We start from the raw sequence: 16321 nt of genomic DNA on the forward strand, positions 1-16321 counted from the left end.
TTTGACCTTAGCAAGACGCCTTTTCGTGGCCACAATAGGCCTACATCCACACGAAAAGGCGTCTCATTATGTCCCGCACCGCTCTGATTAACATCGATACCCAGCAGTCTTTCGAACAGCGTCCATTCTGGACAACCGCCGATTTACCCGCGTTTCAGGCAGCGATACAGCAGCTGATCGCCGGGTGTGAGCAGCGTGATATCCCGGTGGTGGATATCTTCCACGTCGACGATCAGGGCCCCTTTTCGCTGGAAAGCGGCTTTGTGAAACCGATGTCCTTTTTACGCCATCAGCCGCAGGTGACTTTCTACAAGCACGTGCATAACGCCTTTACCGATACCGGGCTGGATTTTTGGCTACGCAGTCGCGATATTAATCACCTGATTATCTGCGGGTTGCGCACCGAACAGTGCTGTGAAACCACCACGCGCGTGGCGTCTGACCTCGGGTATCAGGTGACGTTTGTCACCGAAGCTACGCTGACCTTCCCGATGACTCACAAAGGCGTTACGCTGGACGTTGAGACGCTGCGCCATCGCACAGAAACCGTGCTCGAAGGGCGCTTTGCCAGCATAAAAACAGTAACGGAGACGCTTGAATCGCTATGACCACTGATGTCTGGTTCGTGATGTTGCCCGGAGTCCTGTCGCTGGATATGACTGGCCCGGCAGAAACGTTTGTGCTGGCAGGTGACGCATTTCGCCTGCATTACATCGGGCCAGACGCTCAGGTGCCGACCTCCATCGGCATGACGATGGGCAACATACAGCCGTTGCCAGACACACTCCCGCCGGGCAGTCTGCTGGTGTTGCCCGGGGTCTGCGATTCAAACCACTTCTTTTCTACCCCCCAGGCCGAGCTGGTACGCCGTTGGCTCACCCGCCAGCAGCCACTTCTGCACAGCGGGAAAATCACCCTGATGTGCGTCTGTTCGGGCTCGCTGCTGGCGGCGAAAGCCGGGCTGTTACACGGGGTGCAATGCACCACCCATCATGATGTGATTTCGCGGCTGAGGGCCGCAGCCCCAGGGGCGATGGTCAAAGAGAACCGTATTTTCATTGAAGATAAGGGGATATGGACCAGCGCCGGGATCACCTCCGGCATCGATCTGGCGCTGCATTTGATTAACCGACTGTATGGCCCGGAGAAGGCGATGACGGTAGCCCGGGAGATGGTGGTGTGGTTCCGCCGTTCCGGTGACGATCCGCAACTTTCACCGTGGCTGCGTTACCGAAATCATCTCCATCCGGCTATTCATCGGGCGCAGGACGCACTCACCGCCGCTCCGCAGCGCGCCTGGCCCCTGGCTGATATTGCCGACCGGGCCCACGTCACCCCGCGCCATCTCACGCGGTTGTTTAAGCAGCATCTGGGGGTCAGCGTACGGGATTATCTGGAACAGCTGCGGCTGGCGTTAGCCGAACAGCGACTGTTGCAGGGTAGCGGGGTGGAACAGGCTGCGCAGTCGGCGGGCTTTACTTCTGCCCGCCAACTGCACCGGGCGCGTCAGCGGGCGTTAGCTCACCAGCCTGCGGGTGTCGATTCGCTGCAACAGCATTGACAGCAGCAGGCTGACGCCCAGCGTCGCGCAGAATATCCATCCGATATCCAGCAGCGGCCAGCGCTTGAGATCCAGTCCGCCGTACCGCAGCGCGTGGATCACCAGCGCATGAAATCCGTAAATCCCCAGCGAGTGCTGAGAAATGGTGCGTAATCCCGGCAGTTCGCGGCTGTTTAGCGTATTTTTCACCAGCGTAAACAGCGTCACGCCACAGATGAACACCATCGGCCCGGCATACAAATACCAGGTATCGGCGAAGTTACCGCGCCATTTGAGCTCGTGCAGCGTGCCGCGCGAAATCACCCATACCGCGGCGGCAAACAGTGCGGCGCACAGCAGCGTCAGCGGTTTTTTGTCAGTGTCCATCATCCCCAACGCACGCCCCAGCAGGCCGTACAGCACGTAGTAAAAGGTATCGCCGTCGATATATAAATTCACCGGCAGCCATTCAAATCCACCGGTTTTCAGCGGCACGGTATTCGGGTTGGCGACGATGCCGAGCACCACCATCAGCGCCAGTAGCATCCAGCCATTGACGCTTTTCACCTGAATCAGCGGGGAGAGCAGATAAATCACAAAAATCGCGAAGAAAAACCACAGGTGATAGAACACCGGTTTTTGCAGCAGATTCTTCAGGGAGAGTTCAGCGTTGATGTGGGTAAACAGCAGAATATAAATCAGCGCCACGGCACTATAAAACAGTAAACAGAGCCCAATACGCAGGAAATGGCGCGGAGCCGCGCTGCGTTCGCCAAAGAACAAATAACCGGAAATCATGAAGAATAGCGGCACGCTGACGCGCGAGGCCGAGTTCAGCAGGTTGGCGACATCCCAATTGAGCGGGCTGATACTGTGGGCGTGTGTGACATACCAGGTGGTGGTATGGATCATCACCACCATCAGACAGGCAATCCCTCGCAGGTTGGTAATCCAGCTAATCTTTCCTGACATCCGTTCCCCATTGTGAATGATGAAAAAAACTCTGACCTGCGATTGTAGCCGCTGACGCAATGGAAAATTCTGATTTGTCCCGGGGCGCTTGTCGATGACGGAACGCATTTGCAGAATGCGAAGTCATAAAAAGCATCTAGTCTTAAAAATGACAATAACAGGCAAAGAAGAAGGCCGTAACCAAAAATGATGATGAAGTGTGGTTTATCCCTATTGCTGGTCGTGCTGCTGGCGGGGTGCAGTGCTCACCACGCACCTGAGCAAAAAGCGCAACGCGCGAAAATGCCCCCGGTGAGTTCGCTGAATATGGAACAGCTTTGCAAGAGCCAGGCGGCTGCGCGGTACAACACCGGGCCTCAGAAAGTGGAACTGATTGGCTTCGAGCAATTCCAGGGCAGCTATGAGCTGCGGGGCAATACGCCAAAGAAAGAGAGCTTCGTCTGTTCTTTCGATGCAGAAGGGCAATTTTTACACCTTTCGATGCGCTAACGGGCGACGATACAGGAGGGAAATGCCTGGCGTTTCCCCAATATTCTCTCAATTTTCCGCAAACAACTGCCATTCATACTGTATATCTCGCAGCCAGCGGGTATACTTGACCCTTCCTTAATTCCACACGTATCCAGCACGAAAAATATGCAAAAGTTTGATACCAGGACTTTCCAGGGCCTGATCCTGACCTTACAGGATTACTGGGCTCGTCAGGGCTGCACCATTGTTCAACCACTGGACATGGAAGTAGGCGCTGGCACCTCTCATCCAATGACCAGTCTGCGCGCGTTAGGCCCTGAGCCGATGGCGACTGCTTATGTGCAGCCGTCCCGCCGCCCGACCGATGGTCGCTATGGCGAAAACCCGAACCGTTTACAGCACTATTACCAGTTCCAGGTGGTGATTAAGCCATCGCCGGACAACATTCAGGAGCTGTACCTCGGGTCTCTGAAAGAGCTGGGTATGGATCCGACCATTCACGACATTCGTTTCGTGGAAGACAACTGGGAAAACCCGACATTGGGTGCCTGGGGTCTGGGTTGGGAAGTGTGGCTCAACGGCATGGAAGTGACGCAGTTCACCTACTTCCAGCAGGTTGGCGGCCTGGAGTGTAAGCCAGTGACCGGTGAAATCACCTACGGTCTGGAGCGTCTGGCGATGTACATTCAGGGCGTAGACAGCGTTTACGACCTGGTCTGGAGCGACGGCCCGCTGGGTAAAACCACCTACGGCGACGTGTTCCATCAGAACGAAGTGGAGCAGTCCACCTACAACTTCGAATACGCCGATGTCGACTTCCTGTTCTCCTGCTTCGAGCAGTATGAGAAAGAAGCCCAACAGCTGCTGGCGCTGGAAAACCCGCTGCCGCTGCCTGCCTATGAGCGTATTTTGAAGGCCGCCCACAGCTTTAACCTGCTGGATGCGCGTAAAGCCATCTCGGTCACCGAGCGTCAGCGCTACATTCTGCGCATTCGCACCCTGACCAAAGCCGTGGCAGAAGCCTATTATGCTTCCCGTGAGGCCCTCGGCTTCCCGATGTGCAACAAGAATAAATAAGAGGCGGCCATGTCTGAAAAAACTTTCCTGGTGGAAATCGGCACTGAAGAGCTGCCACCAAAAGCCCTGCGCAACCTGGCGGAATCCTTCGCTGCGAACTTTACGGCAGAACTCGATAATGCGGGTCTCGCGCACGGTAACGTAGAGTGGTTTGCGGCTCCGCGTCGTCTGGCGCTGAAAGTCGCCGCGCTGGCGGAAGCTCAGCCAGATCGCGAAGTTGAAAAACGTGGCCCGGCGGTGTCTGCGGCGTTTGACGCCGAAGGCAAGCCGAGCAAAGCGGCAGAAGGCTGGGCGCGTGGTTGCGGTATCACCGTTGATCAGGCCGAGCGTATGGTCACCGACAAAGGTGAATGGCTGCTGTATCGGGCGCACGTCAAAGGCGAAAGCGCCGAAGCGCTGCTGCCGCAGATGGTCGCCACCTCGCTGGCCAAGCTGCCGATCCCTAAACTGATGCGCTGGGGTGCGTCCGACGTGCAGTTCGTGCGTCCGGTCCACACCGTGACCCTGCTGCTGGGCGACACCGTGGTGCCTGCCACTATCCTGGGCATTGCTTCCGATCGCGTGATCCGCGGCCATCGCTTTATGGGTGAGCAGGAATTTACCATCGACAACGCCGATCAGTATCCGCAGATCCTGCTGGAACGCGGCAAAGTTGTGGCTGATTACGAACAGCGTAAAGCCAAAATCAAGGCAGATGCTGAAGAAGCAGCGCGTCAAATCGGCGGTAACGCTGACCTGAGCGAAAGTCTGCTGGAAGAAGTCACCTCCCTGGTCGAATGGCCGGTTGTGCTGACCGCGAAATTCGAAGAAAAATTCCTCGCCGTTCCGGCTGAAGCGCTGGTCTACACCATGAAGGGTGACCAGAAGTACTTCCCGGTGTATGGCAACGACGGCAAACTGCTACCGAACTTTATTTTCGTGACCAACATTGAGTCGAAAGATCCGATTCAGATTATTTCCGGGAACGAAAAAGTGGTTCGTCCGCGTCTGGCGGATGCTGAATTCTTCTTCAACACCGACCGTAAAAAGCGTCTGGAAGACCATCTGCCACGTCTGCAAACCGTTCTGTTCCAGCAACAGCTCGGCACGCTGCGTGACAAAACTGACCGCATTCAGGCCCTGGCGGGCTGGATTGCCGGACAGATTGGCGCCGATGTGAACCATGCTACGCGTGCGGGGCTGCTCTCCAAATGTGACCTGATGACCAACATGGTGTTCGAATTTACCGACACTCAGGGCATCATGGGTATGCACTATGCGCGTCACGACGGCGAAGCCGAAGACGTGGCGGTGGCGTTGAACGAGCAGTATCAGCCGCGCTTTGCCGGTGACGATTTGCCGTCCAACCCGGTCGCCTGTGCCGTGGCGATTGCCGATAAGATGGATACCCTCGCGGGGATCTTCGGCATCGGTCAGCACCCGAAAGGCGACAAAGATCCGTTTGCGCTGCGTCGTGCTGCGCTGGGCGTGCTGCGTATCATCGTTGAGAAGAACCTGAACCTCGATCTGCAAACGCTGACCGAAGAAGCGGTGCGTCTGTACGGCGACAAGCTGACCAACGCCAATGTGGTTGATGAGGTAATCGACTTCATGCTGGGCCGTTTCCGCGCCTGGTATCAGGACGAAGGCTACACCGTTGACACCATTCAGGCCGTGCTGGCGCGTCGTCCGACCCGTCCGGCAGATTTCGATGCCCGTATGAAGGCGGTGTCGCACTTCCGTACCCTGGATGAAGCCGCTGCGCTGGCCGCTGCCAACAAGCGTGTCTCCAACATTCTGGCCAAGTCTGACGAAACGCTGAACGATGCCGTTCACGCTTCGGTCCTGAAAGATGCGGCGGAAATCAAGTTGGCGACTCACCTGGTGGTGCTGCGCGATAAGCTGCAGCCGTTCTTCGCCGAAGGCCGTTATCAGGATGCGCTGATCGAACTGGCGTCCCTGCGTGAGCCGGTGGATGAGTTCTTCGAGAACGTGATGGTTAACGCCGATGAAAAAGAGGTGCGTCTTAACCGTCTGACGTTGCTGAGCAAACTGCGTGAACTGTTCCTGCAAGTCGCGGATATTTCCCTGCTGCAGTAATCGGTCCTATGATTAAAAAAACCCGCTGAAAAGCGGGTTTTTTATTTTCTGAATTCTTTTTTACTTTATTGAATATATGATCGGGGAAACAATATTTAGCCTGATAAAAAGAGTAAGCTGATGATGATTATTCAGTTGGGATATGCATTATCCCGGAAAAGGACGTCATTGCATGAGTCATACTGTTTATTTAAGAATGAAAGGCGAAGGCCAGGGTGAAATATCATCCGGTTGTGGGACCTATAGCTCCATTGGTAATCGCTTTCAGCATCAACACACTGATGAAATTCTTGTCTATCAGCTTTCCAACAGTAGCGCGAATACCTCTAACGGAGTTAACCATCATGGGTTACGCTTCACTAAGCCGATTGACAAAAGTACTCCCCTACTGTCGACGGCGATTAATGAAAATGAAAGGTTACAGTTAAGCTTTGATTTTTATCGCACCAACCGCTACGGGCGACAGGAGAAATACTATCAGATAGAACTGCGTGGGGCGTCTATACAGGGGATTACATCAACATTTGTTCCAGATATACTCGATAGTGAAAGTATTGCTGTGACGTATGAATATATCCGCTGTAAACATCTTATTGCTAACACCGAATTTAGTAACCTGATCCTGCCAGATAACTACAACCAACTATTTCCAGTGAATGATAAACCACAGCCCGACACGCGTAATATTATCCTGACCCTGGGTGTCTTTTTTGATGGAACCGGTAATAACGCGGTGAATACGCAGAATATGCTGACCGCCTTTACCGCTGCTCACTTTGATCTCTCTGACCCGGATGCCGAGAGTATTCTTGCCCGCACCGTCCAGCAAAATATGGGCGTTTCAGGTATCGGAGCCACCAGCTATATCGGTGGGTATACGAATATTCACTGGCTAAATACGTTGTACAAAACGGATATCCCTCTCGAGTCAGGGCAGGCGCAGGCAGCCATATATGTGGAGGGGATCGGTACTGAAGCCGGGAGGCCGGATAGCCTGATTGGACTCACCCTGGGCGTGGCCGATACCGGCGTGATCGCAAAGACGGACTTTGCGGTAAAGCAGATTGCCGGGGCGATAGACGACGCATTACGCAAGCTTCTACAGAAAATCCCTGGTTGTGTCGTGAAGATCACATCCTTTCAGTTTGATATCTTTGGTTTTAGCCGCGGTGCAGCTGCCGCGCGCCACTTCGCGAACCGTATTCAGACAGAAGACAGAGCCATTATCAATGCGATTCGCCAGGGAATGAATCATGTCAATTACACCGGTGCGCCTGCAAGGAAAACCCGATTTATCGGCATTTTTGATACCGTCGCCGCTATCGGCACGCCACAAAATGGTCTGAATCCACACACGGCCAACACCGGAGAGGTCAATATCATGCTGCGCCCCGGCGTGGCGGAGAAGGTGTTTCATATCACGGCGCAGAATGAATGCCGCTTCAACTTTGCGCTCAACAGCGTCCAGCCGGCCTGGCCGGAACTGGCGTTGCCTGGGGCGCACTCCGATATCGGCGGCGGCTATTTGCCTGTCATGCGTGAAAACCTCTATCTCACCCGCCCGGAAGCAGAAACGGTCCCGCTGAATACGTTGGCCCAGAAGTCGCGGGCATATCAGCATGCCTTTAAGCAACTGTCCGTGCTGGAGTCTTCCGCCGTGATTGCCCCGATTATCCGCACCAATGACATTAGCGCAGATGTCTGGGAAGACGAGCGGATACCCGCTCATCACACAGAGGGTATGCAAAAGCGGGTCTTTGCGGCGCTGACAATGAAGCAGAGACTGGTGAAGAACGACTGGTCCAAAGTGGTGCTGAGTGTGATGTTGGATGCGGCGCAGGATGCAGGTGTGGTGTTTGATCCAATAACAAATGAATACAAAGAGTTATTACTTCCTTCCGAGCTAAACCTCTTAGCTAAAAAAGCAATTTTTGCAGCTAATTCTGTTCGCTCAGGGAGAACCACTGATTCCTTTACTTCAGCGGATATTGACCTTCTTGCACAGGATTATATCCACTGTTCGGCAAACTGGAACAGTATTACGTTTGATGGAAAAGGAATTGCCTATGGCGGGACCTCTGCTTCGCAGCTTATTGGTTTTGTAAATCGACCGGATGAAAACTGGCAACGGACAACCTACAACATGGACGGTAATAAAAAATGAACGGTAGCAAAAAGATATATCTCGCTCTCTTGCTGACCCTCTCTGGCTGCCATTCGGCTGGATCCATCACCCCGGAACAAACCGGCGAAATGCCCTATGGAATGTGGGGATTCGCATTTTTTACGCCCAAAGCTCTCCCGGCCCGAGTAACTTATGTTGGCATTATTGATGACAAAAAAATCCTCTACTCGTTCAGAAACCTTGACAACGTTCAGCGTGATGAAGCAAGTATTGGGCATTGGGATAACCGCTATATGCGCTTCGCGCAATTTAATAAGGCCCGTCATCCGCCTGTGGCCATACTGTTTTGCTGGGATTCGATTATCGATAAAAAAACCTACGAGACGCGCATTATATTTCCGGAGTCAATGAGGGAAAAAATGAATGTTTCTACAGGATTAGACCGTTTGGGAGAAAAGGCCTGGTACAGCACCATTCTGTTTGGTCTTGCTCCAGAGGGTAAGGTCAGAGTGTGGCTACAGAACAGTGGCGGCGGCGACAACCTGCCGGTGGAACCTAAAAAAATCACTACTTTGTCTGGTGATAAATTGGATGGCTGTAGAGGTATAAGTCGAATCGATATGTCTTATAAAATCCCTGATGGTTATGACCAGAGTACAAAAGACTTTATCAAAGGCAAAACTTACCCCTATGGTGAGTGGTGAGGCTGAGTGCTGCCACCCGCCTTCGGGCTAATATCGATCGGTTAAGCAAACCGAACGGTTGAACGATCTGGCAGATGGTTCACAATAAGCCTCATCATTTCCCGATCGGGCTTTTTTATCCTTTTGACCTGACTGGACGATATACAAACCTGGGCTGAACCCGACTCGCTTTCTCATTTTCAACGCACTATCCCTCATGAATGGATCTCTCACGTCCTTGAGTCCACTGACAAAGCCAGTATCAGAAAACGGAAATCAAAATATCTTAAGTGAATGGTGTTAATCTTCGGGCGTTTTTTATTGGCTCATCACCTGTTATCGCAAATCAATAGAAAGAGGCAGTAAGAAGATTGAGGTTTGTATTTGTAAGTTTTTTATCGTTATTTTTTTCTTTTTCGTTTCAGTAGAAAACAACCTAGTACATGGTTTTGTTTTTGAATAAACAAAATGACTTATTTTGATTATGAAAATGAGGTTGTGCTTATTTACTTATTGTTGTTTACTCTCCGCTCTTTGAATCTAATATTGTTTTAGATTGGTTTTTGAATGCTACGGATTTTATAAATGAAAAATAACATTATTGAGAAATTGGACACGGGAATTTCCCCTGAAATGACAGCATCAATATCTGATGCTATTGGCGAAAATGAATTTGATGTTCAAAAAGGGCTTTCGGCTATCTTCCCTTTATTAATGCATAAAACAATTGATTGCCTGAACTCAGTTCATTTGCATGAAGATTTTATGAGAATTATGGAGCGACTTCCGTTCTATGAATCAATGCAGCATCTCTCCTGGGAAGCGGCTTCCAATGACACTTCAGTTCTGAATGCGCTGAATGAACAGTTAAGTTCATTGCTCCTCCCCGAGTCTACCACCGGACTGGAAATGAAGTTAGCTCGTTTTGTGGGGTGCTCTTCTGAGGTTATTCGTAAAATCATGGCCGTCGGGTCCGCATTCTTCTTCAATGCGATCAAAGGGCATCTTCTTATGAAAGATGATCAATCGCTGCCTTTGAAGGAATGGCTAATCAGTCATAGTAAACATTCTGATGCTCTCGTACCTGCTGGTTTAGTTAACTTGCTCAGCAAAGAAGAGTTAGCTGAATATTATCCATTGACTTCACGTAAGTCAGATAAGAAAAAATGGCCATGGTGGTTGCTGTTTATTTTACTCATCGGGCTGATTATCTTTGTGCTGCGTGGTTGTTTCTTCCAACCGAAGACTACCAGCGTTTGGGGTAATTTAGGCGAGTATATCAGTAAGACATTACCAGATGGTAATACGCTGAAGTTTCCTGAGTTAGGTATGGAAAATAAGCTGATTGGATTTATTGAAAGTAAGGACAACAAATCTGTTTGGTTCTCTTTTGATCGACTCAAATTCAAAACCAACAGCGCAGATCTTCAACCTGAATCCGAAGAGCAGATGAAAAACATCGCCGAAATAATGAAAGCCTATCCAAATATCCAACTGGAACTGGGTGGCTATACGGATAATACAGGTGATAACGATTTCAATCTGAACCTTTCGCAAAAACGCGCTAATAGTGTCCGTCAAGGTTTAATCAACTTAGGTGCCAACGGTGCCAATCTGGTGGCTCATGGTTTCGGCTCAGCTTACCCTATTGTGCCAAATGACACGGCAGAAAATCGAGCTAAAAACCGCCGTATTGATATCAGAATTTTGAAGTAATCTGAACAGTGTAGATGCCTTCAGTGGGCATCTACTTTTTTATGGCTGGGGTTCAGTCCGTGTCTTCCCGAAGCGAGTTCACAAAAAATTCGGTCTGAACTCATATTTCAGACAAATGTCATGGCACGAAAGTAGGAGTGTGGTTTATGTTCATAGGGAATCACCTACTTGAAGGTAATCAACATGCGTAAACATCGTGGCTTTATTACAGCGGCGGTCACCGCGCTGAGTCTGTCTCTGGTCGTGCTGCCTGTGATGGCGAATCCCGGAAACGGAAACGGAAATGGCAACGGACATGGTAACAGCGGAAACAGTGGTAATAGCAGTAACCATGGAAACAGCGGCGATCACGGCAATAAAGGAAACGGAAACGGGAAAGGGAATGCATCAGGCGATCACGGCAGTAGGAAAAACTACGGCAAGCCTGACCACGTGGATTCCGATATCAGTTTGTCTGATGCCCGCAGGCTCGCAGTCAACCTGGGCTTGACCGGTTATAAACCGCTCCCTCCCGGAATTGCTAAAAATCTCGCCCGGGGTAAGCCGTTACCTCCAGGCATCGCAAAAAGAACGGTTCCCGGTTCGATGCTCAATCAACTGCCCTATTATCCAGGCTATGAATGGCAGACCGTCGGCAACGATTTAGTGCTGGTTGCCCTGAGTACAGCCATCGTGACGTCGATCATTAAAGGTGTTTTCGATTAACCCCGCCTTTCAGTCATGAATCGCCATCAGGTGATTCATGACTCCTGTTATTTCCTGAAGCGTGCTCGCAAACTCACTGAGCGTAGATGATTACCGGGCGTTTTATCCCTGCACCACTGGCGAACATTTAACCTTGAAATTCTGGCCGGAATCCGGCTATCCTGTCTCCCGACTTTTCTCTTCTCTCTGGAGCGCATCCCGAAAATGAACAATCACGACTGATGAATTCGGCCCTGGCATAACGCAATCGCGTTGGCGGGGATGGTTTTTGATTTCATTCAGGAGTGCTTATGGCTCATTTTTGTGCGCAATCCCCTGCGTTTATTTTGCATCAGGTCACCTGTCAGTTTGCGACGGGCGATGTGTTATTTGGTCCGCTGGATCTCTCCCTTGAACGTTCCCTGTGTGGCCTGGTTGGGCGTAACGGCAGTGGAAAAACGCGTCTGTTACAGCTGCTGGCTGGCGCAGAAACGCCCGCTCAAGGGCATATCGAACATTCTGCCAATGTGGCTTACGTGGCTCAGCAGCCGGAACTTGCTGCGCACAGTACGCTGGCGGATTTGCTTGGATTAACGGACATCTTCTCCGCTCTGCATCGGGTGACTCATGGTGAAATGCTGCCGGATGACGGGGATGTGCTCGAGGGTAACTGGGAGTTATCGGAACGTCTGGCTGCCGCGTTTACGGCGTTATCGTTGCCGGAGTTTGACCCGTATCGCCCGGCGTCATCCCTGAGCGGTGGCGAACGCGTGAAAGCGCTGCTGTGCGCCGCGTTTCTTTCCGGGGCCGATTATCTGTTGCTCGACGAGCCAACTAACCACCTGGATAGCGCCGGGCGGGCATGGTTTTATCAGCAACTTGCCCAGTGGCGCGGCGGGGCGCTGATTGCCAGCCACGACCGGGCATTGCTGGCGCAGCTGCCGCGCATTCTGGAACTCTCAGCCGGAACGTTGCGGCAGTACGGCGGTAATTTTGAGGTATACCAGCAACAGCGTGAAGCGGAACAGCAGGCGGCGCGTTCTGCGCTGGACCACGCGGCAACCGAGCGCCGCCGCACCCGTACCCGGCTGCAAAAAGAACACGATAACGGCCAGCGACGCTCGGCCCAAACCCTGCGCACCGTCGATTCCCTGAATATCGCCTCGTTCGAACGCGTAGCCTATAAAGGTGCGGCGAAAGCCCGGCCCGGCACGCTGCGCCGTCAGCATCGCGAGCAGAACGATGCCCTGAACGCGGCGGTCAATCAGGCGCGTGAGCGGGTAGAGGATGACATGCCCGTGATGATGACGCTGCCAGGGAATCAGGTTGCGGCGGGTAAACAGGTACTGGAACTGCACAATCTGGTGCTGGCGCATACCGCGCTCGCGCCGCTGACCTGGCGTCTCGACGGCCCGATGCGGGTGGCGCTCCGTGGTCCGAACGGTTGCGGAAAAACCACCTTACTCAAAACCATTTTGGGCCTGGAATCCCCGGCGAGCGGCAGTTGCAAACTGTCAGTCAATGCCGCCTGGCTCGATCAGCATCTGAGTCAGCTCAGTCTGTCGCAGTCGGTGATGGAACACTTGAGTCTCGCGGATACGCCGCTGGAAGAGGGCGTACTGCGCAGCCGCCTGGCACAGCTGCAGTTGACCGCAGATAAGGTGGGATTACCGCTATCATCGCTCAGCGGCGGTGAGCGCCTGAAGGCCGCCCTTGCCAGCGTGCTCTGGCGGCGGGAAGCTACCCAACTGCTGCTCCTGGATGAACCGACCAATCATCTGGACCTGGCGTCGACGCAGGCCATCGAAGCCGCGCTGGCGAACTTCCCCGGTGCGATGCTGGTGGTGTCTCATGACGAGGCGTTTTTAAAGGGTTTGAAGCTGACCCACAGCCTTGAATGGCAGGCGTCAGGCTGGGTGTTCAGTGAGAGGTAAACAAAAACCCCCGCAAGGCGGGGGTCGTCACTTCATTCCATCAGCTGCTTACTTAATCGTGGATCGGCCTGAATCAAGCGCATCAGCTTCAGTTCGGCGGGCGACGGTTTCTCTCGTCTCGACTCCCACTCCTGCACCATGGCAACGCTGACGCCCATCGCACGGGCAAAATCATCAATTTTCAAACCGGAGCCTTTACGCAGTTGCTCAAACTCAGTAAAGGCTGTGGGCTTTTGGGTCAGGGTAATTCTCTGCGAATCGTCTTTGAAAATGATTTGTTCAAGACTGCTCAACAGTTCAAACATAGGATCTTTAGATTCCATTGAGAACTCCTCTACATCACACGGTGGATACGTGAACAACTCAGAGCCTCTTAAGAATAGTCAGTAAAAAGGATGAGGAGTGGTCACGGAGGTGACTATTCGTGCGATATCGGTTCCCTGACCCGTTTCAGCCCTGGGCAGACGCCGACTAATTATTTGATAAAGAAACGGGAAAGTTATTCAGAACGTTTTTTGTAAATCGTTAGTAAATATCCGGCAAAGGCGGGTGCTGGCACCCGCCGCGTGCGTATCAGGCTTTTTGTGTCGCCTTAGGGAGATCGCTGGTGGTGTTTGCGGCCTGACGATTTGGGCGGGTCAGGGCGTATTTCACCATTAACGCCGTGGCCGATAGCAGCGCCGGAATAGCCAGCAGCATAAAGATGGTTTCAAACGACAGCTGGGCCTGCATCAGGAATACGCCGCTGAAGGCTCCGAGAATGCCACCGAAACGCCCGATGCCGAGCATCCACGCCACGCCGGTCGCCCGGCCCTGAGTCGGGTAGAAACCTGCCGCGAGCGCGGGCATTGACGACTGCGCGCCGTTCATAATGCTGCCCGCGATAAACACCATCACCCCCATCAGCACCAGGCTACTGGTGGAGAATCCGACCAGGCACACGAATACCCCGGTCAGCAGCCAGCCGACGGCCACCACTTTATTCGGATTGAATTTATCCATCAGCGCGCCGAGCACCAGCACCCCAATCCCGCCGCCGAGGGGGAACAGGGCGGTGATAATCGAAGCCTGGCTTAGGGTGGCACCCGTTTCGCGGATCAGCAGCGGCAGCCAGCTGGTGAGTAAATAGAAAATCAGCAGGCCCATAAAGTAGGTCAGGCACAGCATCACCGTGCCGAGCGCGTAGCGTGGGGAGAAAATCACGCCGAGAGCCGTTTTATCCGGCATGCCGCCGGTTTCATGCAGTACAAAGTGGGGATCGGCGGGCAGCGGGGCGATGCGTCGCAGAATGGTCGCCACCTGTGCCTGCGATTTGTTTTTCGCCACCAGATAGCGCACCGATTCCGGCAGCAGGAAAATCAGCACCACCGCTAAGATCAACGGCATGACGCCGCCGAGGATCAGCACGCTCTGCCAGCCGTAAAGCGGAATAAGCCAGGCCGAAATAAACCCGCCCAGCGACGAGCCAATCGGGAAGCCGACGAACATCAGATTGACCAGCAATGCCCGACGGCGTTCCGGCGCATATTCACTCATCAGCGTGGCAGCGTTAGGCATTGCCGCTCCGAGGCCCAGCCCGGTCAGGAAGCGCAGCAGCGTCAGCTGATTGAGGCTGGTTGCCGCCGCGGTCAGCAGGCTGAAACTACCGAAGACGATAATGGAAAGGATCAGCACTTTTTTACGGCCAATGCGGTCCGCCATCGGGCCTGCGGTCAGGGCACCCACCGCCAGCCCGACCAGCGCGGCGCTCATTACCGGGCCGAGGGCGGATTTTTGCACCCCCCATTCCTGCACAAGGTCAGAGGCGATAAAGCCGATGATGGCGGTGTCGAACCCGTCCATCGCGACGGTGATAAAGCACAGCACGAGGATCATCCACTGGTATTTGGTGAATGGGTTGTCGTTAATAAAGGCCTGGATATCGGTTGTTGTTTTGGTCATGGCGCGATTCCTGGGAGGTAAAATGTGCGATTACCGAACATCTATCCGTTAATCGTTCATTCAATCAAACCATCCGCGCGCTTTTTCGACAACGGGGTGGGCGGGGGAAGCGTGCGATTATCGTCCGTCGCGTGGCGATGATAATGCGGGCGATGAAGAAAAGAGTAGTCTTTCAGCAAGTTAAGCGTGAAGTGGCGCAGAGCGATAAAGATGTGATTTGTGATGTGGGCAACAAATAATTAACATTTATCCCGCGAGAGGAAAGTGTGCGACTTTTCCCTGCGTGATTGAAGGAAAGTCTATCCTGCGAGGCGCTCGTCGACTATCCTTGTCAACGTCAGGCACGTGTGTGCCAGTTTGCGCTTTTTTGGCTGAAGGAGTATGAAAATGGCGACAGGAAAGTCCTGCTCTCGCTGGTTTGCGTCTATTGCGGCGTTATTGATGGTAGTTAGCCTGAGTGGATGTTTCGATAAAGAAGGCGATCAGCGCAAAGCGTTCATCGACTTCCTACAGAATTCCGTGATGCGTAGCGGCGAACGTCTGCCAACGCTGACCACCGATCAGAAAAAACAGTTCGGTCCATTCGTCTCCGATTACGCGGTGATTTATGGCTACTCACAGCAGGTGAGCCAGGCGATGGATGCTGGTCTGCGTCCGGTAGTGGACAGCGTGAATGCCATTCGCGTCCCGCAGGATTACCTGACCCAGCGTGAACCGCTGCGTCAGGCCAATGGTTCGCTCGGCGTACTGAGCCAGCAGCTGGAAAACGCCAAAATGCAGGCCGATGCGGCCCATGCGGCGCTGAAACAGAACGACGATCTGAAGCCGGTCTATGACCAGGTGTACAACAAAGTCGTGACCTTGCCAGCCAATGCGATGCAACCGCTGATCCCGGCGGCACAGATCTTCACCCAGCAGCTGGTGCAGGTGGGCGATTTTATCGCGCAGCAGGACACCCAGGTGAGCTTCGTTGCCAACGGCATTCAGTTCCCGACCTCTCAACAGGCGAGCCAGTACAACTCGCTGATTGGTCCGCTGGCTTCCCAGCACCAGGCGTTTAATCAGGCCTGGACCGCGGCGGTTAACGCCACGCGTTAAG

General features: G+C 53.1%; 14 protein-coding genes. 11 read left to right on the top strand and 3 right to left on the bottom strand.

What is annotated here, in order from left to right; translation table 11 throughout:
* Positions 1 to 68: 68 nt before the first annotated feature.
* Together ACG0Z5_RS06825 and ACG0Z5_RS06830 are read left to right on the top strand one after the other, a co-directional pair.
* Positions 69 to 608 carry an isochorismatase family protein gene (locus ACG0Z5_RS06825; protein WP_394446250.1) on the top strand — a complete coding sequence of 180 codons (540 nt, stop codon included), beginning with the start codon at positions 69 to 71 and terminating at the stop codon, positions 606 to 608.
* On the top strand, positions 605 to 1561 hold the full coding sequence (locus ACG0Z5_RS06830) for a GlxA family transcriptional regulator (protein WP_394446251.1): 957 nt from the start codon (positions 605 to 607) through the stop codon (positions 1559 to 1561). The genes ACG0Z5_RS06825 and ACG0Z5_RS06830 overlap by 4 nt, the downstream gene beginning before the upstream one ends.
* On the opposite strand, the gene ACG0Z5_RS06835 is transcribed toward ACG0Z5_RS06830, so the two are convergent.
* Positions 1517 to 2512: an acyltransferase gene (locus ACG0Z5_RS06835; protein WP_394446252.1), complete on the bottom strand. Its 996-nt coding sequence runs from the start codon at positions 2510 to 2512 to the stop codon at positions 1517 to 1519. The two genes, ACG0Z5_RS06830 and ACG0Z5_RS06835, sit on opposite strands and share 45 nt — an antisense overlap.
* A gap of 186 nt (positions 2513 to 2698) precedes the next feature.
* Between ACG0Z5_RS06835 and ACG0Z5_RS06840 the strand changes: the two genes are divergently transcribed.
* From ACG0Z5_RS06840 to ACG0Z5_RS06875, 8 genes are all read left to right on the top strand, one after another.
* Positions 2699 to 3001, top strand: coding sequence for a YsaB family lipoprotein (locus ACG0Z5_RS06840; RefSeq protein ID WP_394446253.1), 303 nt, complete (start codon positions 2699 to 2701; stop codon positions 2999 to 3001).
* A 147-nt stretch (positions 3002 to 3148) separates the two neighbouring features.
* Entirely contained in the window at positions 3149 to 4060 is a 912-nt protein-coding gene (gene glyQ, locus ACG0Z5_RS06845) for a glycine--tRNA ligase subunit alpha (protein WP_319627170.1), read from the top strand.
* A gap of 9 nt (positions 4061 to 4069) precedes the next feature.
* A complete protein-coding gene (gene glyS, locus ACG0Z5_RS06850; protein WP_394446254.1) occupies positions 4070 to 6139 on the top strand; it encodes a glycine--tRNA ligase subunit beta in 2070 nt (689 codons plus the stop codon).
* Positions 6140 to 6311: 172 nt separating this feature from the next.
* Positions 6312 to 8303, top strand: a complete 1992-nt coding sequence (gene tssD, locus ACG0Z5_RS06855; protein ID WP_394446255.1) for a type VI secretion system tube protein TssD — start codon at positions 6312 to 6314, stop codon at positions 8301 to 8303.
* A complete protein-coding gene (locus tag ACG0Z5_RS06860; RefSeq protein ID WP_394446256.1) occupies positions 8300 to 8968 on the top strand; it encodes a DUF2931 family protein in 669 nt (222 codons plus the stop codon). Before tssD ends, ACG0Z5_RS06860 begins: the two co-directional genes overlap by 4 nt.
* A 564-nt stretch (positions 8969 to 9532) precedes the next feature.
* Positions 9533 to 10663, top strand: coding sequence for an OmpA family protein (locus ACG0Z5_RS06865; RefSeq protein ID WP_394446257.1), 1131 nt, complete (start codon positions 9533 to 9535; stop codon positions 10661 to 10663).
* Positions 10664 to 10846: 183 nt separating this feature from the next.
* The gene (locus ACG0Z5_RS06870; protein ID WP_394446258.1) at positions 10847 to 11368 is read left to right on the top strand and encodes an anti-virulence regulator CigR family protein; all 522 of its coding nucleotides are present in this window, start codon (positions 10847 to 10849) and stop codon (positions 11366 to 11368) included.
* Between the two features lie 290 nt (positions 11369 to 11658).
* Positions 11659 to 13281, top strand: coding sequence for an ABC-F family ATP-binding cassette domain-containing protein (locus ACG0Z5_RS06875; protein ID WP_394446259.1), 1623 nt, complete (start codon positions 11659 to 11661; stop codon positions 13279 to 13281).
* A 32-nt stretch (positions 13282 to 13313) separates the two neighbouring features.
* On the opposite strand, the gene ACG0Z5_RS06880 is transcribed toward ACG0Z5_RS06875, so the two are convergent.
* Together ACG0Z5_RS06880 and ACG0Z5_RS06885 are read right to left on the bottom strand one after the other, a co-directional pair.
* Positions 13314 to 13604: an HTH-type transcriptional regulator gene (locus tag ACG0Z5_RS06880; protein WP_319627166.1), complete on the bottom strand. Its 291-nt coding sequence runs from the start codon at positions 13602 to 13604 to the stop codon at positions 13314 to 13316.
* A 250-nt stretch (positions 13605 to 13854) separates the two neighbouring features.
* Positions 13855 to 15222, bottom strand: coding sequence for an MFS transporter (locus ACG0Z5_RS06885; protein ID WP_394446260.1), 1368 nt, complete (start codon positions 15220 to 15222; stop codon positions 13855 to 13857).
* 387 nt (positions 15223 to 15609) lie between these two features.
* Between ACG0Z5_RS06885 and ACG0Z5_RS06890 the strand changes: the two genes are divergently transcribed.
* Positions 15610 to 16320, top strand: a complete 711-nt coding sequence (locus tag ACG0Z5_RS06890; RefSeq protein ID WP_319627164.1) for a DUF3053 domain-containing protein — start codon at positions 15610 to 15612, stop codon at positions 16318 to 16320.
* The last annotated feature ends 1 nt before the right edge of the window (position 16321 follow it).

The organism is Scandinavium sp. M-37 (assembly GCF_043558715.1).
Taxonomy (GTDB): Bacteria; Pseudomonadota; Gammaproteobacteria; order Enterobacterales; family Enterobacteriaceae; genus Scandinavium; species Scandinavium vulneris_A.